The 23,713-nt window shown below is 63.6% G+C and carries 23 protein-coding genes and 1 riboswitch; of the genes, 18 read left to right on the top strand and 5 right to left on the bottom strand.

What is annotated here, in order from left to right:
• Window positions 1-41 precede the first annotated feature (41 nt).
• The 10 genes from IGS74_RS16225 to hisD all read left to right on the top strand — a co-directional run bounded on the left by IGS74_RS16225 (window position 42) and on the right by hisD (window position 12,887).
• On the top strand, window positions 42-1,172 hold the full coding sequence (locus IGS74_RS16225) for an efflux RND transporter periplasmic adaptor subunit (RefSeq protein ID WP_192387481.1): 1,131 nt from the start codon (window positions 42-44) through the stop codon (window positions 1,170-1,172).
• Window positions 1,169-4,303 (top strand): efflux RND transporter permease subunit, encoded by a 3,135-nt coding sequence (locus IGS74_RS16220; protein ID WP_192387480.1) that lies wholly within the window; start codon window positions 1,169-1,171, stop codon window positions 4,301-4,303. Before IGS74_RS16225 ends, IGS74_RS16220 begins: the two co-directional genes overlap by 4 nt.
• 92 nt (window positions 4,304-4,395) lie before the next feature.
• A complete protein-coding gene (locus IGS74_RS16215) occupies window positions 4,396-5,397 on the top strand; it encodes an ABC transporter substrate-binding protein (protein WP_192387479.1) in 1,002 nt (333 codons plus the stop codon).
• Window positions 5,394-6,545, top strand: a complete 1,152-nt coding sequence (locus tag IGS74_RS16210) for a hypothetical protein (protein ID WP_192387478.1) — start codon at window positions 5,394-5,396, stop codon at window positions 6,543-6,545. Before IGS74_RS16215 ends, IGS74_RS16210 begins: the two co-directional genes overlap by 4 nt.
• Window positions 6,546-6,640: 95 nt before the next feature.
• Entirely contained in the window at window positions 6,641-7,411 is a 771-nt protein-coding gene (locus IGS74_RS16205; protein WP_192387477.1) for a glucose 1-dehydrogenase, read from the top strand.
• 119 nt (window positions 7,412-7,530) lie between these two features.
• Window positions 7,531-8,667, top strand: a complete 1,137-nt coding sequence (locus IGS74_RS16200) for an ABC transporter ATP-binding protein (protein WP_246722600.1) — start codon at window positions 7,531-7,533, stop codon at window positions 8,665-8,667.
• Between the two features lie 34 nt (window positions 8,668-8,701).
• A complete protein-coding gene (locus tag IGS74_RS16195; RefSeq protein ID WP_192387475.1) occupies window positions 8,702-9,814 on the top strand; it encodes a PotD/PotF family extracellular solute-binding protein in 1,113 nt (370 codons plus the stop codon).
• On the top strand, window positions 9,814-10,752 hold the full coding sequence (locus IGS74_RS16190; RefSeq protein ID WP_192387474.1) for an ABC transporter permease: 939 nt from the start codon (window positions 9,814-9,816) through the stop codon (window positions 10,750-10,752). The genes IGS74_RS16195 and IGS74_RS16190 overlap by 1 nt, the downstream gene beginning before the upstream one ends.
• Entirely contained in the window at window positions 10,749-11,549 is an 801-nt protein-coding gene (locus IGS74_RS16185; RefSeq protein ID WP_192387473.1) for an ABC transporter permease, read from the top strand. Before IGS74_RS16190 ends, IGS74_RS16185 begins: the two co-directional genes overlap by 4 nt.
• 15 nt (window positions 11,550-11,564) lie before the next feature.
• Complete coding sequence (gene hisD / locus IGS74_RS16180; RefSeq protein ID WP_192387472.1) at window positions 11,565-12,887, top strand: histidinol dehydrogenase; 1,323 nt, start codon at window positions 11,565-11,567, stop codon at window positions 12,885-12,887.
• Window positions 12,888-12,945: 58 nt separating this feature from the next.
• Here the strand turns inward: hisD and IGS74_RS16175 are convergent, their stop codons facing one another.
• Entirely contained in the window at window positions 12,946-13,287 is a 342-nt protein-coding gene (locus IGS74_RS16175) for a CsbD family protein (RefSeq protein WP_192387471.1), read from the bottom strand.
• Between the two features lie 131 nt (window positions 13,288-13,418).
• Between IGS74_RS16175 and IGS74_RS16170 the strand changes: the two genes are divergently transcribed.
• The 4 genes from IGS74_RS16170 to IGS74_RS16155 all read left to right on the top strand — a co-directional run bounded on the left by IGS74_RS16170 (window position 13,419) and on the right by IGS74_RS16155 (window position 17,243).
• Window positions 13,419-13,823, top strand: a complete 405-nt coding sequence (locus IGS74_RS16170; protein ID WP_039192016.1) for a host attachment protein — start codon at window positions 13,419-13,421, stop codon at window positions 13,821-13,823.
• 548 nt (window positions 13,824-14,371) lie between these two features.
• On the top strand, window positions 14,372-14,800 hold the full coding sequence (gene rnk, locus IGS74_RS16165; RefSeq protein WP_192387470.1) for a nucleoside diphosphate kinase regulator: 429 nt from the start codon (window positions 14,372-14,374) through the stop codon (window positions 14,798-14,800).
• Between the two features lie 89 nt (window positions 14,801-14,889).
• A riboswitch (cobalamin riboswitch) is annotated at window positions 14,890-15,102 on the top strand.
• A 102-nt stretch (window positions 15,103-15,204) separates the two neighbouring features.
• Complete coding sequence (locus IGS74_RS16160; protein WP_192387469.1) at window positions 15,205-16,188, top strand: DUF1852 domain-containing protein; 984 nt, start codon at window positions 15,205-15,207, stop codon at window positions 16,186-16,188.
• Window positions 16,189-16,214: 26 nt separating this feature from the next.
• Window positions 16,215-17,243 carry a methionine synthase gene (locus IGS74_RS16155; protein ID WP_192391846.1) on the top strand — a complete coding sequence of 343 codons (1,029 nt, stop codon included), beginning with the start codon at window positions 16,215-16,217 and terminating at the stop codon, window positions 17,241-17,243.
• 47 nt (window positions 17,244-17,290) lie between these two features.
• On the opposite strand, the gene IGS74_RS16150 is transcribed toward IGS74_RS16155, so the two are convergent.
• Complete coding sequence (locus tag IGS74_RS16150) at window positions 17,291-18,217, bottom strand: hypothetical protein (protein ID WP_192387467.1); 927 nt, start codon at window positions 18,215-18,217, stop codon at window positions 17,291-17,293.
• A 223-nt stretch (window positions 18,218-18,440) separates the two neighbouring features.
• A complete protein-coding gene (locus tag IGS74_RS16145) occupies window positions 18,441-18,689 on the bottom strand; it encodes a hypothetical protein (protein ID WP_192387466.1) in 249 nt (82 codons plus the stop codon).
• Here IGS74_RS16145 and IGS74_RS16140 point away from each other — a divergent pair.
• Together IGS74_RS16140 and IGS74_RS16135 are read left to right on the top strand one after the other, a co-directional pair.
• On the top strand, window positions 18,688-18,906 hold the full coding sequence (locus IGS74_RS16140) for a hypothetical protein (protein ID WP_192387464.1): 219 nt from the start codon (window positions 18,688-18,690) through the stop codon (window positions 18,904-18,906). The genes IGS74_RS16145 and IGS74_RS16140 overlap by 2 nt on opposite strands.
• A 131-nt stretch (window positions 18,907-19,037) precedes the next feature.
• On the top strand, window positions 19,038-21,230 hold the full coding sequence (locus IGS74_RS16135; RefSeq protein ID WP_192387463.1) for a TonB-dependent hemoglobin/transferrin/lactoferrin family receptor: 2,193 nt from the start codon (window positions 19,038-19,040) through the stop codon (window positions 21,228-21,230).
• A gap of 129 nt (window positions 21,231-21,359) precedes the next feature.
• Here IGS74_RS16135 and IGS74_RS16130 read toward each other — a convergent pair whose 3' ends face one another.
• The gene (locus IGS74_RS16130) at window positions 21,360-21,794 is read right to left on the bottom strand and encodes a pyridoxamine 5'-phosphate oxidase family protein (RefSeq protein ID WP_192387462.1); all 435 of its coding nucleotides are present in this window, start codon (window positions 21,792-21,794) and stop codon (window positions 21,360-21,362) included.
• A 220-nt stretch (window positions 21,795-22,014) separates the two neighbouring features.
• Here IGS74_RS16130 and IGS74_RS16125 point away from each other — a divergent pair, with 220 nt between their 5' ends.
• Window positions 22,015-22,482 carry a GreA/GreB family elongation factor gene (locus IGS74_RS16125; protein ID WP_192387461.1) on the top strand — a complete coding sequence of 156 codons (468 nt, stop codon included), beginning with the start codon at window positions 22,015-22,017 and terminating at the stop codon, window positions 22,480-22,482.
• A 317-nt stretch (window positions 22,483-22,799) separates the two neighbouring features.
• Complete coding sequence (locus IGS74_RS20435; RefSeq protein ID WP_281413010.1) at window positions 22,800-22,931, top strand: hypothetical protein; 132 nt, start codon at window positions 22,800-22,802, stop codon at window positions 22,929-22,931.
• Window positions 22,932-23,000: 69 nt separating this feature from the next.
• Here IGS74_RS20435 and IGS74_RS16120 read toward each other — a convergent pair whose 3' ends face one another.
• On the bottom strand, window positions 23,001-23,702 hold the full coding sequence (locus IGS74_RS16120) for a GntR family transcriptional regulator (RefSeq protein ID WP_246723159.1): 702 nt from the start codon (window positions 23,700-23,702) through the stop codon (window positions 23,001-23,003).
• Window positions 23,703-23,713: the final 11 nt, after the last annotated feature.

Raw genomic sequence — 23,713 nt, 5'->3', positions numbered from 1 at the left:
TATGGGGCCGGTGTGGCACCATCCGGAGAATGACGACCCTCATGCAGCAAGCCACCGTGAAAGCCCTGAGCCTCGTTGTCCTCCTGTTCGGGCCGCAACCCGCCCTGGCGCAGGACGGTCCGCCGGCAGTCCCGGTGGAAGTCGCCGCGGTCGAGGAGCGACCCGTCGACGATGCGCGGAGTTTCATCGGCCGCGTCGAGGCGATAGAATCGGTCGACATACAGGCGCGGGTGCAGGGTTTTATCGAAGAGGTGACCTTCGACGGCGGCGAGGCCGTGGTGGCTGGCGACCTTCTCTTCCGCATCGAGCCGGCGCAATACGAAGCGGCGCTTGCGGCTGCCCGGGCCCAGCGCTCGCGGGCTGAGGCCGAGCGCCAGAATGCCGAGCAGACATTTGCCCGCACCCGCGAGCTCGTCCAGCGCAATACGCTGGCACAGGCCAATCTGGACGAAGCCGCCGCGGCGCTGGCCGCCGCCTCCGCCAATGTCGAAGCCGCCGCTGCGGAGGTGCAGCAGGCCGAGCTGAACCTGTCCTATACCTCGATATCGTCGCCTATCGACGGCCGGATCGGCATTCCCCTCATCACGCAGGGCAATCTCGTCGGTTCGGGCTCTGGCGTGCTGGCGCGCGTGGTGCAGACCGACCCGGTCCATGTCGCCTTCGCCCTCCCCGAAGGCGTGATGGTGTCGCTGCGGCAGCGATATGGGCAGGCGCTGGACACAATCGATCCGGCCGACATCGCCCTCGGCCTGCGGCTCCCGAATGGTACGGACTACGGTGGAGGCGGGCGCATCAGCTTCGTCTCCAACGAGGTCGATCCGCAGACCGGCACGCTGACATTGCGCGCGACCTTCGAGAATGCCGATCGCATCCTGCTGCCGGGGCAGTTCGTGACGCTGCATATCGGCGCGGCCGACCCGGAAGTGCGCCTGTTCGTACCGCAGACGGCGGTGCTGCGCGACCGCGAGGGCGCCTATGTCTACGTCCTCGCAGACGGCGGTACCGTGGAGCAGCGCCGCATCGAGACGCGCGAACGCAGTGACGGCGGCTGGTTCGTCGATGGCGGCCTGACATCGGGGGATCGTGTCGTCGTGCAGGGTGTCCAGCGCCTGTCCGACGGTGCGGCAGTGACGGTTACAGGCGAGGCGCCGGAAGGTGCGGCCGCGCGATGATCTCCGATTTCTTCATCCGCCGGCCGCGCGTTGCGATGGTGGTCTCCATCGTTCTGGCACTGGCCGGACTGATGGCCTTCCTGGCCATTCCGATTACGCAATACCCCAATATCGCGCCCCCGACGGTCAATGTCTCGGCCAGCTATCCGGGAGCCAGCGCCGAAGTGATCGCCGATGTCGTCGGAGGGCCCATCGAGGAGGCCGTCAACGGCGTCGACGACATGCTCTACATGAGCAGCACCTCGTCCGACGCGGGGCTCTATTCGCTGGCCGTCACCTTTGCGGTCGGAACGGATTCGGATATCGCCCAGGTCAATGTCCAGAACCGGATCCAGATCGCCCTGTCGCAGCTGCCGACCCCGGTTTCCCAGCAAGGCGTGACCGTGCGGGCGAGCTCGCCCGACTTCGTCATGGCGCTTGGATTCGTCTCGCCGGATGGTGGAATGGATGCCCTGGACATCTCGAACTACGTGTCCACCAACGTGGTGGACGTGATCTCGCGCGTGCCGGGCGTCGGCGACGCCTCCGTCACGGGCACATCGGAATACTCGATGCGCGTGTGGCTGGATCCGCGCCGCCTGACCGCGTTGTCGATGACGCCGGGCGACGTCGCCGCCGCCATCCAGGCGCAGAACATCCAGGCATCGCTGGGGCAGGTCGGGGGCGCGCCCGCGCCAGAGGACGTGGCCGTGCAATATTCCCTTGTCGCGGAAGGACGGCTGGCCGACCCCGAGGCTTTCGGGGAGATCGTCCTGCGGACCGGTGACAACAGCGGCATCGTCCGTCTTCGCGATGTGGCCCGCATCGAGCTGGGAGCGCAAAGTTATGGGGCCAGCGCACTCCTGAACGGGCGTCCTACCGCGATGCTGGGCGTCAATCAGGCGCCAGGCTCCAATGCCGTCGATACGGCGGCGGGCGTGCGCGCGGAAATGGAGCGCCTTTCAGCCAACTTCCCCGCCGGGCTGGAGTATGTCGTCGTCTATGACGCAACGGATTTCGTCCGCGCTTCGCTGAACGAAATCTATGTCACCTTCGGCTTCACCTTCCTGATCGTCGTCGCCGTCACCTTCCTGTTCCTCCAGGAATGGCGTGCAACCCTTATTCCGTCGCTCGCCATCCCCGTTTCGCTGATCGCGACGTTCGCGGTGCTCTACGTATCCGGCTTTTCCGCCAACACGATCACGCTCTTGGCGCTCGTGCTGGCCATCGGCCTTGTCGTGGACGACGCGATCCTGGTGGTCGAGAACGTCCAGCGGATCATGGAGGAAGAGGGCATCGATGCGCCGCAGGCGGCGGCCAAGGCGATGCGCCAGATCACCAGCCCCATCATCTCCACGACACTGGTTCTCCTGGCCGTCTTCGTGCCCACGGCCTTCCTGCCGGGCATCGATGGCCAGCTCTATCGCCAGTTTGCCATCACCCTGTCGGCCAGCATGGTGTTGTCCTCAGTCGTCGCGCTGACGCTCAGTCCGGCGCTGTGCGCGCTCCTGCTGAAGTCGCCCGAACGGAAACGATCCGGCCCGCTGGGCCTCTTCACACGCGGGCTGGACAGGACGCGCGACGCCTACGGCTCCATCGTCGCACGATTCATTGCGGTCAAGTTCCTGACCATCGCGGGCATCGGTGCGGCTTTCGTCGGCGCGTGGTTCGCCTTCGCGGCCCTGCCGTCCACCTTCCTGCCGGATGAAGACCAGGGCGCCATCTTCATCGACCTGCGTCTGCCGGATGCGGCCTCCCTGCAGCGCACCCAGCGCATCATGGAAAATGTGGAGGAACGCCTGCTGGCGCAGCCGGGCGTGGCGAACGTCATATCGGTGGCGGGCTTCAGCATCCTCCAGGGAACGGTCGCGCCGAATGGCGGCTTTGCGCTGGTGTCGCTGACGCCCTGGGACGAGCGGGACGACGAGGCCCTGGCGCTGCCGGCCATACTTGCCGCGATCCAGCAGGAGTTCGCGACCATTCCAGGTGCAATTGTCTCTGCCTTCGCGCCGCCGCCGATCCCCGGACTTGGGGCCGTGGGCGGCTTCGACCTGCGTCTCCAGGCTCTTCAGGGCCAGACGGCGGAAGACCTGGCCGAGGTAATGCGCGGTTTTCTTGCAGAGTTGAACGGCCTGCCGGAGGTTGGGGGAGCGACGTCTTCGTTCAATGCTGACGTTCCACAACTGTTCCTGAACGTCGATCGCGACCGCGCCGAAGTGCTGGGCGTCTCGCTGTCCGAAATCTACTCCACCGTCGGCGCCGTTTTCGGAACACGCTACGTCAACGACTTCACCTTCGAGGGGCGGGTATTCCAGGTGAACATGCAAGGGGAAGCCGATTATCGCGCCGTCGTGGACAACGTCCTGGAAACGCATGTGCGCGGCAATGGCGGACAGATGATTCCGCTCCGGGCCGTCGCCAGCGTGTCCACCATTCTCGGGCCCTATACAATCAGCCGCTACAACCGCTACATCTCTGCGCAGATCAACGGCCAGCCGGCCGAGGGCGTAAGCTCGGGCGTAACGCTGGATGCGGTGGCCGCCAAGGCGCAGGAAATCCTGCCGGACGGCTACGGCTTCGAGTGGTCGGGCCTTTCCTTCCAGGAAACGCAGGTCGCCGGCACGGCCTACGCCATCTTCGCGCTGGCCTTCATCTTCGCCTATCTTTTCCTCGTCGCCCAGTACGAAAGCTGGACGCTGCCGATCACCATTCTCCTGTCACTCGGCGTCGCAGCGGCGGGCGCGACGCTGATGCTTCTGGCGACCGGGCTTGCCAACAGCCTTTACGCGCAGATCGGCATCGTGCTCCTGATCGGGCTCGCTTCCAAGAATGCGATCCTGATCGTCGAATTCGCCCGCGTGCAGCGCGAGGAGGAGGGGCTGGCGATCGCCGAGGCCGCCGAAACCGGTGCGCGCCAGCGCTTTCGCGCGGTCATGATGACGGCGGTCTCGTTCATCCTCGGCATGCTGCCCCTGATGCTGGCGACAGGCGCCGGCGCCGGGGCGCGCCGTGCCATCGGCACGACCGTCTTCGGCGGAATGCTGGCGGCGACGGTAGTGGGCATCGTACTCGTTCCCGGCCTGTACAGCGTGGTCCAGGGTATCAAGGAGCGTGTCCGACGCCCTGAACGAAAATTCCATAAGTCTAGTTAAAAGATAGATTAATATGCCTGTGACGCCCCGACCGTCGCGCTAAGCTGGTGCACGAAGGCCAAGATCGGCCGACAGTGACAGGCGAGGCGGGAATGACGATCCATTGGAGCATCAAAGGGCTTCTGGCTTTGGGATTGACGGTCGCGGCGGCGGCGTCATGGGCGGAGGAGCCGCCGGGCAGCGAGGTGCCGGCAGGCACAACGTTGACGGTTGCGGACCAGAACGAGGTGTTGCGCACACTGATGGAGACGTCGGGCGAGGCCGACAAGCTGGCATCCGACGTCACCTACGCCAATTTCCTGGGCGGCCCCGCCATACTGGAAGCGTTCCGCGCCGGCGCCCTGGACCTTGCGCTGGTTGGCAATACGCCGCCCATACAGGCCCATGCATCGGGCTTCGTGCTGCCGATCGTGGGCGCCGTCACCACCACCGAGGTCGACTATCATCTGGCGGTCAGGCCGGGGTTGCAGATCGACAGGCTGGAGGATCTGGCGGGCAAGAAGCTCAGCTATGCCGAGGGGACGGGGCGCCAGCCATTCATCCTGAATGCGTTGAAGGTGGCGGGGCTGACGCCCGGGGACGTGCAGTTCGTCAGCCTGAAGGCCGCCGACATGCCGGATGCCGTGCGGGCCGGCCAGGTGGACGTGGCGGTGCTGAACGAGCCGCATTATTCCCGCTACATTAACACATTTCCGGGGGCCAGCGCGCTACCCGAGGCCGAGCACGACCGGCTTCCCCGGACGCTCTCCTATCTCTATGCAAGCCCCGACGCCCTGGCCGATCCGGGCAAGACGGCAGCCATCGCGCAGTTCGTGCGGGGCTGGATCGACGCCAATCGATGGCGCTCCGAGCATACGGAGGTCTGGGCCGATACCTATTATACCGGGTTGCAGCGCCTGCCGCCGGAAGAGGGCCTGGCCGCCGCACAGGGCGAAGGCCAGCCATCTTTCCCGACCTTGAGCGAGCTTGTTGAAACGCAGCAGGGCCTCATCGACGTCATTCACGCGGCCGGAGGGCTGCCGCGCCATCTCGATGCCTCAGAAGAGTTCGATTTTCGTTTCGATGCGGTGATTGCGGCCGCAACCGACCGATGAGCCTGATGGACATCGTCACCGGACCGGTCGGCGCGGTGCGCGCCGCCCGAAAGGCATCCCGGCCGGCATCTGGCGCACGACGGCCGCCAGTGCGCCTGACCCCGGAAAAGCTGGGTCCTGTCGGTCGGCTGGCCGGCCCTGCCGTCGTTCTCCTGGCATGGGAACTCGCCTCGCAGACCGGTTTCCTGCCCGAGCGCATGCTGGCGGCGCCATCGACCGCACTGGCGACCGGCTGGGCCATGATCGTCGACGGAACCCTTTGGCCACATCTGGCGGCCTCGGCCATGCGGGCCTATTCCGGCCTTTTGCTCGCGCTGTCCGAGCTCGGACTTGCCGAGAATGACGACGTGGCCATCATCGGCACGGGCCTGTCCATGGTCGACAATGTCGCCCAGCTTCGCCGAAGCGGCCATCGCGGGCGGATTACCGCTGTTTCCCGGCGGGGCCTGCTGCCGCATGTCCATACCCGGCATTCCACTCCGTTTCTGCTGGATGCCGCCGACATCCCCTTCGGCACCAGCCCCACTTATCTGCTGCGCTGGCTGCGACAGGCAGCCGCTTGGCATGCGGGGCGCGGCGGCGACTGGCGCGATCTGATCGACGCTGTGCGTCCGCACACCCAGGCATTATGGCAATCGATGAGCCTGGAAGCGCGGGCGCGCTTCCTGCGTCATGCCCGAACCTTCTGGGAGGTGCACCGCCATCGCATGGCGCCGCAGGCCGCACAGGCTCTGCGGCAGGCCATGGACGACGGACAGTTGCACATCGTTGCCGGGCGGGTCGTCGACTGGCAGTCGCAGGAAGGCCAGACCCGTTTGACGGTGCGCAAGCGTGGCGGGGAACAGATGTCCGTCGATGTGCGGCGCGTGATCGACTGTACTGGAATCCTGCGTGACCCGATGTCCGGCGGCAACACCCTGGCTGCCGAACTCGTCAGGGCGGGGCTTGCCCGCCTGGACCCCCTGCGTGTCGGCATCGAGACCGACGAAACCGGGGCGGTCCTCGACGCGGAGGGTCGCGCCTCCGGCCGGCTGTTCGGGGTCGGGCCGGTGACGCGGGCCTTGTTCTGGGAAGTTACCGCCATACCCGATATCCGTGTTCAATGCGCTGCGCTCGCGGCCAGGTTGACTGAGCGGCAGATGCGGTGACGACGCTCCATCTTTGATATGCCTTGCATCGCCTTCATGTGCGGTGTGTAAACCTCTGGTGGATCATGATGGGATTCGCGAGGGGGCAGGGCACGATGTTCGATCCAGCGATGTTCAGCCTTGCCGGCCGGCGCGCGGTGGTGACGGGGGGCGGGCGAGGGCTCGGCCGCGCCGTGGCGGAGGCGCTCGGCCGGATGGGGGCCGAAGTCTGCCTGGCGGGCCGCAACCACGCCGCGCTCGACGAGGCGGTCACCGCCCTCAGCAATGCCGGCGTGGCGGCGCGAGCCCTTGTGCTGGACGTCCGCGACACGGCCGGCGCACCGGCCGCATTGGCCGCGCTGGATGCCGAATGGCCAATCGATATTCTGGTCAACAATGCCGGCATCGAAAATGTGCGCGCCTCGCTCGATGTCGACGCCGCCCTGTGGGACAGTATCCTCGATACCAACCTGAAGGGTGGCTTCTTCTGCGCGCAGGCGGTGGCGCGCTGCATGTCGGCGCGCGGGGCCGGCGGCGCGATCGTCAATCTCTGCTCTCTAACCTCCTACGTCGGCGTACCGACAGCGGTCGCCTACGGCAGTTCCAAAGCCGGGCTGCTGGGCATGACGCGCGCTTTGGCAAGCGAATGGGCATGCCTCGGCATCCGCGTCAACGCGATCGCGCCTGGCTATTTCCGCACGGAGATGACCGAGATCTTCTACGACGAGGAGGCCTGGGTGGCACGGATGCTGGACCGCATCCCCCAGCGACGGTTTGGCCGCGTCGAGGATGTCGGCGGGGCCGTCGCCTTTCTGTGCAGCGATGCCGCCGCCTACGTAACGGGCCAATGCATAGCCATCGACGGAGGCTACCTGGCGTCGATCTGATATGCATAGTTTTTTGGCAGAATTTGCGACTGCCTAGTTTTTGAATTGACCGATCTGCGGTTATTTGTATAGACATATCGAGGCAGTATTAGTCTCGGTTCAGCAAGCGGGAGACGTTCATGTCGTCGGCACCCCACAGGCGAGAAAGCCGATCTTTCGGTGCTGAGGCCGCCGTATCCGTGCGTGGCGTCAGCATGGTGTATGACGGCGTCCACGCCGTACGGGACGCCGGTTTCGATCTGGCGGACGGCCGCTTCCTGACCATTCTCGGCCCATCGGGATCCGGCAAGACGACGCTGCTGCGCATGATCGCGGGTTTCCAGCGGCCGACCACGGGCGAAATCTACATCAACGGCGCGCCCGTCAGCGCCGTGCCGCCGCATCGACGCTCGATCGGCATGGTCTTCCAGAAGCTGGCGCTCTTTCCCCATATGACGGCGGCCGAAAACGTCGCCTTCCCGCTGAAGATGCGGCGCTTCGATGCGCGGACGATACCGGACCGCGTCCGGCGCTATCTCGACCTCGTGCAGCTCGGCCCCTATGCCGACCGCCGCATCCACCAGTTGTCGGGCGGCCAGCAACAGCGTGTCGCCATCGCGCGGGCGCTGGTGTTCGAGCCCGATCTTCTGCTCCTGGATGAGCCGCTGGCGGCGCTGGACCGGAAGCTGCGGGAGGAGATGCAGCTGGAATTCCGACGCATCCAGAGGGAGCTGGGCGTGACGACGATCAACGTGACGCACGACCAGCGCGAGGCGCTGGTGGTGTCGGACGAAATCATCGTCATGGACAAGGGGACCATCCAGCAGAATGCCGCGCCTGTGGACACGTACCGCAAGCCGGCCAACGCCTTCGTCGCCGGTTTCATCGGCGTCACCAACTTCCTGTCCGGGCCGCTTGCCGCGGTCGAGGGCGAAGACATCTCGTTTTCCGTGGGCGGGCTGCCGCTCCTGGGGCGATGGGCCGGGCAGGGCAGCACGCCACGGCCGGGCGACACGGTCACCGGCGCCCTGCGCGCCGAGCAAATCCGGATCGGGGCGCACCCCGATGCGCTGCCTGAGTGTCGCAACCGTTGGCTGGGCATTGTCCTGGACGTGATCTTCGAGGGGGAAAGGATCGTCTACGAAGTCGCGGCGGGCGAGGGCGGCCCGGTCTTGCGCGTCTTCGACCATGACCCCGCGACGCACCGTCAGTTTGCGCCCGGGGACCCCATAGCAGTGGGGTGGAATGCGCCTGATCTGCTGATCTTCGCCCACTGACTTCAACCCTGCCGACCAGATGGAGATTTCGAGAATGGACATGAAGACGATTTCCCCCCTTGCGATGTCGCGGCGCCGCTTCCTGGCCGGAACGGCGGCGGTCGGCGGCCTTGCGGCTATCGGCGCGCCCTTTGCCGCGTTTGCGCAGGCGGAGCCCGAGAAGCCCTCCGAGATCATCGTGCGGGCCTGGGGTGGCTCCTGGGTGGCGAGCCTGGATGCCGGCGTATCCAAGCCCTTCACGGAGATGACCGGCATCGCCGTGCGCCACGACCTGACGGAAGACAACGAGATCCAGCCGAAAGTCTGGGCGGCGGTGGCACAGGGCCGCGTGCCGCCCATCCACGTCAACTGGGACACCACCACCAATGCCACCAAGTCGGCGCTCCGGGGCGTAACGGAAGATCTCTCCGACCTGCCCAACCTTGCCGAGACGACCGAACTGGCCAAGCCAGTTGGCCTCGAAGGCGTGCCCATCGTCAACACCTACGGATATGTCTATGTGCTGGCCTATCGCCCGGAGGCTTTCCCGGACGGGCCGCCGACCTCGCTCCAGGTGTTGCTGGAGCCGCGCTTCAAAGGGCGCATCGCCCTCTACAACGACGGTATCGGCTTCCATTTCCCGGCGCAGGTGGCCGGCGGCGGCAAGCTGGAGGACATCCCCGACAACATGGACGCCGCCTGGGCCTTCATCACCAAGGTCAAGGGCCAGCAACCCCTGTTGGGCGAAGACCCGGATTTTACCAACTGGTTCCAGAACGGCGAGATCGACCTGGCGGTGACGATTTCCACCAATGCCCGCGAAGCCCAGAAGAACGGCATCGATATCGAGTGGGTAGTGCCGATGGAAGGCGCCAAGTTCGAGACGGATGGCCTGTGGATTCCGAAGGGGCTGCCCGAGAACGAACTGTACTGGGCAAAGCAGTACATCAATTTCGCGATTTCCAGGGATGCCCAGCAGGTCTGGCTCGACGGGCTCGGCCTGCCCGGCGTCGTATCCGGCCTGACGCCGCCGGAGGGCCTGGCGGGAGATCCGTCCTATCCGACCACGCCGGCGGATTTCGAGCATCTGATCCGCATACCGACAGCGGTGCAGGTTGCGCATGAAAGCGACTGGTTCGCCCGGTTCAAGTCGATCATGCAGGGCTGATGGCCAACGTCTCCTATCCACTCCGCTGGCGCATGATGGACGCGCTGGAAGCCACCCTCGCGGCCCTGTGGCCGCGAGGGCTGGACCGTGCCGTGCCGTGGCTTATGCTGCTGCCTTCCATCCTGCTGGTCATGCTTCTCGCACTGGGGCTGGTGCAGATCGGCGATGCCAGCCTGCGCGTGCTGGACCGTGCCACTTTCCTGCCGTCTGAAACGCTGACAGGCGAGAATTATGGCCGTATCTTCACGACCGGCCTCTACTGGACGGTGCTGTGGCGCAGCCTGCTGGCGTCGGTCATCGTGACGGGCATCTGCCTGGTCTTCGCCTTGCCCTATGCCTACCTGATGGTGCGCACACCGTCCGCGACCCTGCGGAAGATTCTGCTGATCGCGCTTTTCCTGCCGTTCTTCATCGGGCAGGTGGTGCGCGCCTATGGCTGGCTCATCATTCTCGGCAACCAGGGCATCGTCAACGAGGTCATGGGGCTCGTTGGCGTGCCGCCGATGCGGCTGCTTTACAACTATCCGGCCGTCATCTTCGGTCTCGTCCAGTACATGCTGCCCTTTGCCGTGTTGATGCTGTCGCCGGCGCTGACCGCCATCCCGGAAGAGGTGGAAGCGGCAGCCAGTTCGCTTGGGGCCAACTGGTGGCGCACCCTCGTCCATGTCGTGCTGCCGATGGCGCGGCCGGGCCTGATCGGCGCCGGCCTTGTGGTCATGACGCTGACGCTGACCGATTTCGCCATGCCGGCCATACTGGGGGGAGGCTCCCAGGACTTCATCGCGAATGCCATCTACGACCAGTTCTTTCGCACCTCCGACCAGGGAATGGGGGCGGCGCTGACGCTTGTCCTTGTCGGGGTCGGCTCGCTGGCGGTGGGGCTCGTATTCACACTGTTCGGCGCGGGAACGCTGGCCATGGGGCGGGAGCGCCGATGACCCAGCCCTTGTCCAAGACCGTCGTCATCTGGGCGATGGTGGCGCTTGTGCTCGTCATGCTGTCGGCGCCGACGATCGTCGTCCTCGGCGCATCCTTCACCTCGGGCAAGATCGTCGCGTTTCCGCCGGATGGGTTTTCGCTGCAATGGTACCGGCAGATCGCCGCGGCCAGCGACCTGCGGAATGCCTTCTTCCGCTCGCTGAAAGTGGCGGCCGTCTGTACGCTGATCGCGATCCCTGCCGGGACGCTGGCCGGCATTGCGCTCGCCAAATATGCGGTTCGCTTCGAAAAGACGCTTCAGATCTACCTGCTGCTGCCGTTTACCATACCCCTCATCGGCTCGGGCATCGGCCTGATGCTGCTGTTCGGGCAATGGGGCATGCTCGGACAGATATGGCCCATCGGCCTTGCCTGCTGCGTCATCAACCTGCCCTTCATGATATGGGCCGTAACGGCAAGCGCCTCCGGCCTCGACCCGGACCTGGAACTGGCGGCGGCCAATTGCGGGGCGCGGCCGCTGGCAGTGTTTTTCCACGTCACGCTTCCGGCGGTGATGCCCGGCGTCATCAGCGGCGCGCTCCTGATGTTCATCCTCGCGCTCAACGAATTTCTGGTCAGCCTTCTGTTGACCGACGCGCGAACGGTGACGCTGCCGGTGCAGATCTATAATTCCATCCGCTCGATCATCACGCCGGATCTCGCGGCGGTTTCCGTCGTCTTCATCGTTTGCGCCGCGCTGGCGATCGCGCTGCTCGACCGGCTGGTCGGGCTAGACATCTTCCTCAAGTCGAAGTGACAGGATCAGCCTGCAATGTCCGAAGTTTCGTTTCATGATTATGCCGCCCTTCCGTCCGACGCGCGCGCCCGGCTGATGAAGCGCTCCGAGGCCGACCTTTCCCCGATCATCGACAAGGTGCGCCCCATCGTCGAGGCGGTGCGCACGGAAGGTGACGCGGCCCTGGTTCGCTTCGGGCGCGAATTCGATCGTGCCGAAGGGCTGGCAGCGGATGGGCTGAAAGTGTCGGACGCGGAATTTGACGCTGCCTTCGCGGCGGTGGACGCGGCGGTCGTGGACGCTATCCGCTTCGGCATCGACAATATCCGCAGCTTCCACGAGGAGCAGAAGCCGGAGACCATGTGGATGAAGGAGATCCGGCCGGGCGCCTTTGCCGGTGACCGGTTCACGCCCATTCGCTCGGTGGCGCTGTATGTGCCGCGCGGCAAGGGATCCTTCCCGTCGGTGACGATGATGACGGCGGTGCCGGCGGTGGTCGCTGGCGTGCCCGATCTGGCCATCGTTACGCCGCCGGCCCCCGATGGCGGCGTCGATGCTGCGACGCTGGTGGCTGCGCGGCTTGCAGGGGTGGAAACGGTCTACAAGGTGGGGGGCGCACAGGCGGTGGCCGCCGTGGCCTTCGGTACCGAAACGGTGAGGCCTGCCCTGAAGATCGTTGGACCTGGAAGCCCGTGGGTGGTGGCGGCAAAGCGGCTGCTGGCCGGAACCCTCGACACCGGGCTGCCCGCCGGCCCTTCGGAATCCATCATCTTCGCCGACGACACGGTCCATGGCGGCCTGGCGGCGCTGGACCTCCTGATCGAGGCCGAGCACGGGCCCGATTCCTCCGCCTACCTCGTCACCCACAGCCGCCGCGTCGCAGATGAAGCCCTTGCCGCCCTGCCGGACCTTTGGGCGCGGATGAGCGCTCAGCGCGTGGATTTCTCACGCGCGGTTCTGACGGGTCCGACGGGCGGCATCGTGCTGACCGGATCGGTCGAGGAAAGCTATGATTTCGTCAACGCTTATGCCCCCGAGCATCTGGAGATACTGTCGAAGGAGCCCTACGACCATCTGGGCCGGATCACCGAGGCGTCGGAAATACTTCTGGGGCAGCATACACCATGCAGCATCGCCAATTTCGGGCTTGGGCCGAACGCCGTGCTTCCCACCAGCCGCTGGGCCCGCACCTATGGACCTCTTTCGGTGACCGACTTCGTCAAGCGCAGCTCCGTCGGCTACGTGACCGCGGCGGGCTTTCCGCTGCTGGCCAAACACGCGCACACGCTGGCGCTGTACGAGGGCTTCTCATCCCATGCGCTCGCGGTCTCGCCGCTTCGCCAGGAGTTCATTCGATAAAGAATGCAAAAAGGCCCGTCGCGGTGTGCGGCGGGCCATTGCCTTGGCGTGTGATTTCTCAGCCGCGATCGCGCATGGTGATGCCGATGGCAAAGCCGATGAGACCGGCAACCAGCAGGGACGACAGGGGACGGTCCTGAACCTGGCGTCGCACGACCTTCTGGCCTTCATGCGCGTAAGCGCCGGCGTTCTCGTAAATGTCCGATGCATAGCGCGAGGCTTCGTCGGCCGCGTCGCGGACGGCGTCACGGCCCTGTCCGTAGAGGTTCTGTGCCTTGCCCTCGGTCTCGCGTACCCGGCCTTCCGCCGATTGGCGGTCCGATCCGACCGCATCGCCAAACGCGCCCTGAACCTTGCCGCCGAATTCCTTGGCGGTGCCTTCAAAACGGTTCTTGTCCATATCCGATTTCTCCTGCCGTAAGCGTCGAACATTCCGATGTGCCCTTATAAGGCCGCAGACGGCGATTGGTTCATTTTGGGAGCGTTCTGGACGTCAACGCGTTTCTGTCTGGTCCAAGGATGGAGATGAGAATGCGAATTCCCAAAGACACGATGGTTGCGGTGGTCGATGGAGCGAAGTTGAGCTTCTTCCAGAATACGGGAGACGAGCAGAACCCCAAATTGAAGCCGGTGGCCACGGGCGACATCGATACCGATAACAAGAGCGGCGGTGTCGGCCACGCCAGCAGTTCCGCGAACCCCGACGACAATACGCAGGACGAGGACGGCTTCGTAGCCGGAGTGGTCGCCAAGCTGAACGACAGGGCCGTGACGGGCAAGCTCAAGAGCCTCATCATCATTGCCGCTCCCCGGGCGCTTGGCGAGATGCGAAAGCATTATCACGCCAAGCTGAAGGAGGCTTTGATCGGCGAATTGTCGAAGGATCTGACCGGCCAATCGAGCGACGACATACTCAAGGCGATCGCAGCGGGTTGAGGCTGCTTGCCGGGCGCCGGCATGCGGTCAAAAACCACTGCCGGCGGCCGGGCCCGAAGCGGCCGGACACGAAAAAGCCGCTGGGGATCTCACCCAACGGCTCCGGCGCTCTCTGCAGAGATGTGCGATCTCGGTGACTCAACTCGCCAGTACATCCGTGGTCGGACGAAACACCAAAATCATGAGCGCATCAACCTCTCGGGGACGCGCTGCACTGCCTCTATATGGACGCGCCATAGCGAAAAGTCAATCGCCATGCTCAAGTTCTGCAAAAATGATGAAGGGGGGCTCTCGCTTGACTTCAGGCGGGCTAGAGCCCAGGTCTATGGCATGTTGACGACCGACCACCCCCTCTTGGCATTTTTCAGGGTGTGCCCCATCGCGGGCATCTGACCCCCGGCCAGGGCCTGTCGCGTCCCGGTCGTGGGGCACAGGCCAGTTTCCGACCACTGCGGACATCGGGCCGGCAGCGACACCAGCAATCCCGGATTTAGATAACAAGCGCCGCGTCGCCTCTGCGCGCGTGCGCCAGACATGAGGGCATTCAGATGGCTCGGGCAACCAGGCAGAACCGCAAGCCGGCAATCACCGTGACGCGTACCGACAGCGAGCGGCTCTGGCGGCTGGCCGATACCCTTGCCGAGCGCAACCCGGCCGTGGCCGAGGAACTGCTTGCGGAACTGGATCGTGCAAAGATGGTCGAGGATGGCCGGCTGCCCGCAAATGTCGTGCGCATGGGCTCGTCCCTTCGGTTTACGAGTGACCTCGGCGAGGATCGGCATGTCACGCTCGTGTTCCCGGGCGAAGCGGACATCGCAGAAGGCAAGGTCTCGATCCTGACGCCGATCGGCGTGGCATTGATCGGCCTGTCGGCCGGGCAGTCCATCAACTGGACGGCCCGGGACGGGCGGACCCATCGCCTGACGGTGGAGTCCGTCGAAGCGCCGGCGTCCGAACGTGCTGCCTCCTACTCGTGAGGGCGAAGGAGTCTGGCCGAACAGGATCATGGTGACGCCAGGATATAAGGATATCCTTATATCCACTTGACTCTATCAGCCCGATGCAGCAGGCTTGCCAGGCTTAAGGTCTCCGGTCGTCGCCTGCGACGCGCCGGAGCTAAGAGGGAAGCCGGTGATCCGTCCATGCGGAAAGTCCGGCGCTGCCCCCGCAACTGTAAGCGGTGAGCTTGCGTCCAGCATGTCACTGGGTTCTGCCTGGGAAGACGGACGCAAGTGGTGAGCCGCAAGCCAGGAGACCTGCCTTCAGCAAAACAACGTCCACGGGCGGGGTGTCCCAGTGTGCCGTAGCGGAAGCCGCATCGTCGCGGCCCCTCATGCTATGCGTCTGCTGACCCATGCCCCCAGATCGAACGGGGCACAGCATGTCTCAGAAGTTCAATTTCTCCGTCAGGAGCGTCCCTTTCAACGAGGACTACGTCCCCTCGGAAGGCACGCGCATCACCACCAACTTCGCCAATCTGGCGAGAGGCGATAACCGCCAGGAAAATCTGCGCAGGGCACTGCGGATGATCGACGGTCGGTTCAACGCACTGGCCGGGTGGGACAATCCAGGGGGCGATCGCTATTCGGTCGAGCTGGAGATCGTATCCGTTGCGTTGACCCTCGGCACGCTGGGCGCGGGGGATGCCTTCCCCCTGATCGAAGTCCTCAAGACGACCATCGTCGATCGCAAGGCCGGCCGGCCCGTCGACGGAATCGTAGGCAACAACTTCTCATCCTATCTGCGGGATTTCGACTTTAGCGTGGCGCTGCCGGAGCATAACAGGGGTCGATCGGACTTCAGCATTCCGACCGATTTCGGCGACCTGCACGGGCGTATGTTCACGAGCTTCCTGCGTTCCGAGACGTACCGTACGCATTTCAGCAAGCCGCCCGTCATCTGCATCAGCGTGTCCACCGGCAGGACATACCATCGGACCGACAATCGCCATCCCGTCATGGGGGTCGAGTATCGGCAGGACAAGCGCTCGCTGACGGATCTGTACTTCGGCAAGATGGGCATGGAGGTTCGCTACTTCATGCCGGCGGGAAGCGTCGCGCCGCTGGCCTTCTACTTCATTGGCGATCTGCTTTCCGACTACTCCAATCTGGAACTGATCGGGACGATCAGCACGATGGAGACGTTCCAGCGCATCTACCGTCCCGAAATCTACAATGCCAATGCCGCCGCGGGGGCAATCTATCGGCCCAGCCTGAACCATCACGACTATTCCCTGACCCGTATCGTCTACGATCGGGAAGAGCGCAGCCGCCTGGCCCTGGAGCAGGGCAAATTCATCGAAGACACCCTCATCAAACCGCACCGGACCGCTCTTGAGGAATGGTCCTTCGGCAACGCAGCCTAATGTCCCGAGATCGAAAGCCCCGCATCGTGAAAAAGCTTCTACCCACATCCACCGCCGGCAGCCTCCCCAAGCCGTCCTGGCTCGCGCAACCTCAGAAACTCTGGTCACCCTGGAGGTTGCACGATCAGGATTTGGCGGAAGGGAAACAGGACGCGCTGCGCCTGTCGCTGGCCGACCAGCAGCAGGCCGGAATCGACATCGTCAGCGATGGCGAGCAGACCCGTCAGCATTTCGTCACGACGTTCGTAGAGCATCTCGATGGTGTCGACTTCGAGAAGCGCGAGACCGTCAGAATACGCAACCGTTATGACGCGAGCGTGCCGACCGTCGTCGACGCGGTGTCGCGCCCCAGGTCCGTGTTTGTCGACGACGCCAGGTTTCTCAGGCGCTATACGACACAGCCGATCAAATGGGCCCTGCCAGGTCCGATGACCATGATCGATACGCTTTACGACGCACACTACAGGAGCCGCGAAAAGCTGGCCTGGGAGTTTGCCGCGATCCTCAACGAAGAGGCGCGGGAACTTCAGGCCGCGGGCGTCGACATCGTCCAGTTCGACGAGCCGGCATTCAACGTTTTCTTCGACGAGGTCAACGATTGGGGCATTGCCGCCCTGGAGCGGGCGGTGGAAGGCCTGACATGCGAGACGGCCGTGCACATCTGCTACGGCTACGGGATCAAGGCCAATACCGATTGGAAGAAGACGCTCGGCTCGGAATGGCGGCAATATGAGGAGTCGTTTCCCAAATTGCAGCAATCCAGCATCGACCTGATCTCGCTCGAATGCCACAACTCGCATGTGCCGATGGATCTTCTTGAGATTCTGCGGGGCAAGAAGGTGATGGTGGGCGCCATCGACGTGGCCTGTGAGGCAGTGGAAACGCCGGAGGAAGTCGCGGGAACTCTCCGCAAGGCCCTCAAATTCGTCGATGCCGATAAACTCTACCCTTGCACCAATTGTGGTATGGCCCCTCTGTCTCGGCAGACCGCCAGCGGCAAGCTTCGGGCGCTTAGCGCGGGCGCGGAGATCGTCCGAAAGGAACTGTCAGCGTAGCGTCTTCCGGGCCGAGCTCCGCTCCAGACGAAAACCTCAGTCAGACATCAGCGACAGGGCAGGGGATACAATCTCGAGAGCGCTCCGATGATCAGGGACTGCGCCCGCGTAAATGGCTCCAGCGTCTTGTCGTGGAGGTCGATACCGTCGTTCACGTCCTCCACGATGCCCATGGCCTGATCATCGCTCACCTCGGCATCGCCGCAGATCAGGCGTTCCTCGATCATGCCCCGCCTGAACTGGATGATGTCGGTGGCGAACTCGATAAACGCTGCCTCCTCGTCCGTGGTCGGGGACATGGGCCAATCGAGAAACAACTTGAAGATGCCCCCTCTGCGCGGGGTCCAGGACATGACCTTGTCGTATGCGATGACCCGGTCTGTCGCGTCCCGGCGCTGCTGCAGGCCTTCCTCTGTCTCGTAAGGCGCCGTGATCTTTACAGACAGGTACCAGTGGGACGCACCATAGCCTATGATCGCCAGCACCAGTCCGGCCAGAGTGGCGAGGGCGATCAATCCTTCTTTTCGGGTAACCGGCTTCCTGGCCTCGTGGCCAGCCAGCGCGAGCGTCATGAGGCTGTCCACGCCATTGCCGATCAGGCGGTCCCATTGCTCGGCGGCCTTCGCCTTGCGGGTGTCGGCTCCCTTCCGGATCATCGCCATCGACTGGGCATTTGGATGCTCTACGACTTCGGGGTCATCACCTCCGGAAGGCTGGTCGACGTAATGTCCGGCTGCGTGGATCCACGCATTCCGCGCCCACGCCTCGGCCTTGCTCCGCATTTCCTCGTCCACGCCTTCTTTCCGGGCGGCATGGGCCGCTCCCGCCGCGGCAAGCTGCACCGCCATCCTCGGAAAAGAGGCCGTCCGCTCGCGGATGACAACGAACGCCCCGTCACCCTTCAGCCGCGCGATGTGGTTGATATAGCCGATGCAGTAGGCGAGGGGGCCACCCGCGTCCTGGATACGCTTCATAATGGCCCGCGGCTTCGGCCTCTAACGGCGTAAGTTTCTCGTCTGCCTTGCCCATCTGCCAACTCCGGATCCGTGCCGCAAATGCGCACCCGATAATAGTTTTGTTGACAACTAACTGTCGGCACAAATGACGTCCCGGCTGGCCGCAGGGCCGTCGGCCCGCCGGGGTGAGCGACACCGGCGCGTCGATTTCGTGCCGGCGCCAACCTCTCCCGCGCGACGCTTACTGGCCGGCGGCGTAATCGATTCCAGCCTGCGTTTCGGCAATTGCCTGCTCGACGAGTTCTATCGCCCGCTCGCGGTGCCCGCCCTTGTTGGGCTCTGCGGCCCTCAGCGAGTCCAGCGCTGAGCGCAGTTCGGACATTGCGGCATCCATCTCCGGCTGGTTGGCCCAGGCGGTCGTTGCGAGATGGCCAATCGATCCAAGACCCAATCCGAGAACCGCTGCGAGCGTAAGCGTGCGTATGGACATGTTGAAAACCTTCGACGAGTTGCGACACCCAATACACGGTCAGATTCACATCGCCGTCAATCCAGTTGTCGCCGCACTCGATCTGGTCGGCATCAACCGCCAGTGGTTGGGTGAGAGGCGTCAAAATCATCGTATGAGCAGGCATGGCAAAGCCATGCGGACGGTGCCTTCCGGCTTCTGGAAACTCAAGACCAGAAAGCATTATAATCATTCTTAGAATGATTATTAAGTACATATTGTTTGAATTGCATCTGCCATTCGATTATTCACTACTTATTCCGATTCTTATATTTAGAATCGAAACATTCCAATCTATTTTCGTTCTAATCTTGTTGGGCAGATCGAGCCATGTCTCTAAGGCGCTCTTGTCACCATCTCGCGGCGGGCACCGCTCTCATTGTGCTGTTTTCGGGCAGCGCAGGCGCGCAGGAAATTTCCGAGCAGTCTCCAGTGGCCTTGGGCACGGTGATCATCCAGGGCGCGACCGATGCGTCGTCCCCGGCCGGCACAGCGACGACAACGACGACGACGCGCGCCGAGATCGAAAGCCGCCAGATCGATTCCATCGAAGATCTGGGCCGACGGCAGGAAGCAGGCGTAACATTCAACCGCAGCTCCAGAACGATCAATATTCGCGGCCTCGAAGGTCCGCGCGTTCTCACGACGATCGACGGAATACGTGTTCCCTATCTTGCCGACGCGACACGTGGCGCCAGTGGCGGCTCGGACAGTTTCGACTTCAATACGGTGTCGGCCGCCGATCTGACGCGTGGCGCCGATCCGCTGCTCGGTTCGGGAGCCCTGGGCGGGGTCCTGGCGCTACGCACGCTCGAGCCCGGCGACCTTCTGGGAGGTCGCCCCGTCGGCGCTTTCATCAAGAGCGGCTACGATTCCGCCGACGAAAGCTGGTTCACCACCGGCGCGGCTGCAGCACGAGCCGGAGCAACTTCTGTGTTGCTGCAAGGGGGGTACCGCCAGGGGCATCAAACCGAGACGCGCGGCGACAATGATGGCATCGGGACACTCCGCACGGAAGCAAACCCCGAGGACTACGATCAGTACAACCTGCTCGGTAAGGTGTATCACGAGATCGAGGGGGGCCATCGTATCGGGTTGCTCGGAGAGTTGTTCAAGCGTTCGGAAGACTTCGACGTCCTGACGCAGAGCGCCACGGGCAACTTCCGCGCGGGCAGCTACTTCACTGGTGAGGACGTCAAGCGCGAGCGCATTGGACTGACCTATGATTATCAGGCGCCGGAGCGTGGCGCGGGCTTGATCGACGACGCGTCGGCGACCCTTTACTGGCAGTCCGTGGAGCGCCTGTCGACGACCGATGCCTATCGCTTTACCTCCGTGATAGGGCCGTATGGACGCACCGCCGAAATTGAGGAAGAGACGTTCGGCTTCAATGGTCATGCAGCACGCGACTGGACCCTAGGCCAATCGGCGAACCGGCTGATATTCGGCACCGAGCTGCGTACATCGCAGACCACGCAATATTCGGCCGGCTACGACAATTGTGATCGGCCGCGCGGCTTCGGCGACATCATGGCGTGCAACTTCCTGCATACGAACCAGGCCGACACCCCTAAGGTGGACGGCAGCTCGGTTGCGTTTTTTGCCGAGAACGAAATCGGTCTCCATGACGGCCGGCTTCGCGTAACGCCCGGCCTGCGCTTCGACTGGTACGAAGAAAAGCCGAAGTTGACGCCGGAGTATGAACGCAACGCGGATTTCGACGGGACCCTGCCGCCTTCCTCTTCGGACTCAGCCTGGTCTCCGAAGGTGCTGGTCGAGTACGATCTTCTGCCGGAACTGACCGCCTACGGCCAGTGGACGCAAGGCTTCCGCGCGCCGACCGTCGGAGAGCTCTATTCGCGTTTCGGCGCCCCCGGAACGTATCTGCGCACTGGAAACGCCTATCTGGATCCCGAGACGAGCAACGGCTTCGACATCGGCCTGAAGCTGGAGCGCGAAACCTTTGGCGCTTTCATCAACCTGTTCCATACCGACTACGAGAATTTCATAGACACGGTCCAACTCGCACCGCCAGGCGGGGAATATCCCCTCGGCGGGATCTCATCCTATTACAACATTCCGGATGCGCGCATTTCGGGGGTGGAACTGGGTGGCCATGTCGACTTCGCGGACTACTGGACGGCCCGTGTCCAGGTTGCATACACCGAGGGACGCAACCGCACGGACGATACGTGGCTCAATTCGGTTTCGCCGCTGACGGCCATCCTCGGTCTTGCCTATAACCGGGAGCAATGGGGCGCCGAACTCTCGTCCAAACTCGCGTCCCGCCGCGATCGTGTGGACGATACCGGGTTTGTGGCGCCGGGCTACGGTATCGCGGATTTCACCGCCTGGTACGCGCCGAAGCAAGTTCCCGGACTGAAGGTGGCCGGGGGTGTGTTCAACATATTCGACAAGGAGTACTACGACGCGGTGAGCGTTCCTTTGGCCCGGACGCAACCCGATGCCTACTACTCAGAGCCGGGTCGATCGTTCAAAGTGAACGTTTCCTACAAGTTCTAAGCGGCTTAAAGACAACCTGGGTGGTCTCGCCGTTTTTCGTACGGAGCGACGAATGAGGGGTCCATGCCGCCCGATGCGGCGGCATGGGCCGATCTGAACAATCCTAGCCAAGCAAAAAGGCCACTGCTGTCAGAGGGCCACGGTCCCTTCGTCCTCGCCGTCCCAGTAGCGGATTTTCCCAGCCTTTACTTTGATCAGGATCATCCCCGGCGTGTCGGTGCCCTGGGGAAACCAGCGGTCCAGCCCCTTGTGGTAGTGCGCGTCGAATGCAGCCTTATCGCGGACGAGTTCCGCGCGCCCCTCGACGGATAGAAAGACGCCCGGTGCACCAAGCAGTCGCTTTGCTCCGGCGAATGTCAGGGTGACGTTGTCATTCGCCTCGAGCTGCCGGATTTTGGCCGACTGTTCGTAGGCGAAGAACCAGGAGTCCCCGTCATAGTCCACGTCGCCATTATTGCTCATCGGCCGGCCCGTGACCGACGATCCCGCCTCTTGCGTGGCGAGCATGCAGAAATCGATATCGGCCATTTTTTCCGCGATATCGCCGAGTGTCCAGGTTGCCATCGTATCCTCCGCTTCGATTGCAGTTCGAACGTGTAGAATTCGACAGCGTTCCGAAGATCAGCGGGCTCCAAGGCCAATCCTGGAAGCGGTCCTCAGGAAGGTCGAGATGGACGGACGGGCTGGAGAATTATCCAACCAACCCTGCCGGGCTACGTCTCTTGTCCCTATATGTCAGGTAAGGGCAGCATCCTCGGAATGGCGGTGCGGAAAGGAGCAGGCGATGAGCGTGGCGTTCGTGAAGGAGCCGAACGAAGAGCAGGTCGAAAGTCTGCCCGAGCGCGATCTCGGCACCGATCCCAACTTCGTCACCGTGCGAGGCCTCGAGATGCTGGACAAGGCGATCGAGGCCGGCCAGGCCCAATTGGATGCGGCCCAGTCCGCTGGCAACAAGATCGCCGTCGCCATGATCCGGCGCGACCTGCGCTACTGGCGCGCTCGCCGCTCGACGGCCGAAGTCGTGATCCCGCAGGAGGACAGCGATGTCGTCCAGTTCGGGAATGCCGTTACGATCCGGCGCCCCGGCGGTCAAACTCAAGTCTTTCGGATTGTCGGCATCGACGAAGCCGATCCCGGCGAGGGGCGGATTTCCTATCTGTCTCCGCTGGCGCGTCAACTCGTCGGCAGGGAAGTAGGAGAAATCGTTCGCGCCGGTGCGGGCGAGGCAGAGATCATTTCGATTCTCTGCTGAAGTCATCGGTTCGGCGTCTCATGGCCCCTGCGCAAACCGGTCATGCGGGATTCCGGCATTGGCGCGCGTGCTATGCGCGATGAGAGCCGTGATTTTTCAGGATTTTGAAGTGGTAGCGGAGGAGGTGCTTGAAGCCCCGACACGCGGATTATGACGGCCTGTGGTGTGGCGCTTTCATCAAGCTCGGCCTGATGGTTCCGCATGGGCTTCCTGACCGCCCTCGCGTACAGCGCCGGCGGCGCACGGACGTTGATGCTCATCAAAGCCTGACAGGGTGTCCGCGCACGAATTTTTCGCCGACCGGTCGGATCGGCGATATGGTCATGGATCTGGCGGCCGTGCGGGCCCTCGTCATGCGGACGCGGATGGCCAAGCCACCGACGGCGCTGTGCATCGAGATGCACCGGCTGACGGTCACAGCCAGCCTCGGCGCCGTCGACGTGCGGTAGTGGTACGGATTTACGATGGCCGAGAGACTGAGCGTGGCCATGCCGATCCGGCTGCTGTAGCGAGCGGCGTCACCATCCGCGTCGGGAATAGAGGTATCGTTGAAACGAACGCAGGTCCGATGCGCGCAGATGGCGGGCGGATGCGGAATCCCCCGTTTCGATGGCATAGACGAGTTCGTCCTGGATATGCAGGGTAAACTGCATGAAATCGTGATCGAAGGGGATATCGAGCGCCAGGGTCTGCGCGATGAAGGGAACGTAGCGAAGCCGAAGCTGAAGAATCGTTTCGGCCAACAACGGAGAGTCCGCGCCGTTGGTCAAAGCGAGGTTCCAGTCGAGGATTGAGCGCATGGAGGCCAGCACATCCCTCTCGTCGTAGGCTTCGCGGAGCTGATCGGTAAACCGGTACAGTTGGCGAGCCTGCTCCGGCACGTTGCGCTGGGCAAAGCGCGCCGCGGATTCCCCTTCCAGAAGCATGCGCATTGCCCAGACTTCGTCGGCCTCGCCGCGCTCCAGCCGGCGCACCCGGACGCTTCGGCCGGGCTCGATCTCCAGCGCCGAAGCGCCAACCAGCTTGCCGACCGCCTCCCGGACGGGCTGCATGCTGGTGTCGAACTGAGAGGCAAGCTTTCGAAGGCTGCGCTGCGACCCTGGCAGCCATTTGCCGAGGAGGATATCCTCTTCCAGTGACGCGTAGATCTGCTGCGCAAGAGTAGGGTTGTTACTCGACTGCAGATCGGTTTCATCAAAATCCGGATCGATGGTCGCCATCTTCACTTTGC

Source organism: Aureimonas sp. OT7 (assembly GCF_014844055.1).
GTDB classification, from domain to species: Bacteria; Pseudomonadota; Alphaproteobacteria; order Rhizobiales; family Rhizobiaceae; genus Aureimonas; species Aureimonas altamirensis_A.
Note: the sequence above shows the minus strand (reverse complement) of the source record. Positions and strands in the feature narration are given on the sequence as shown.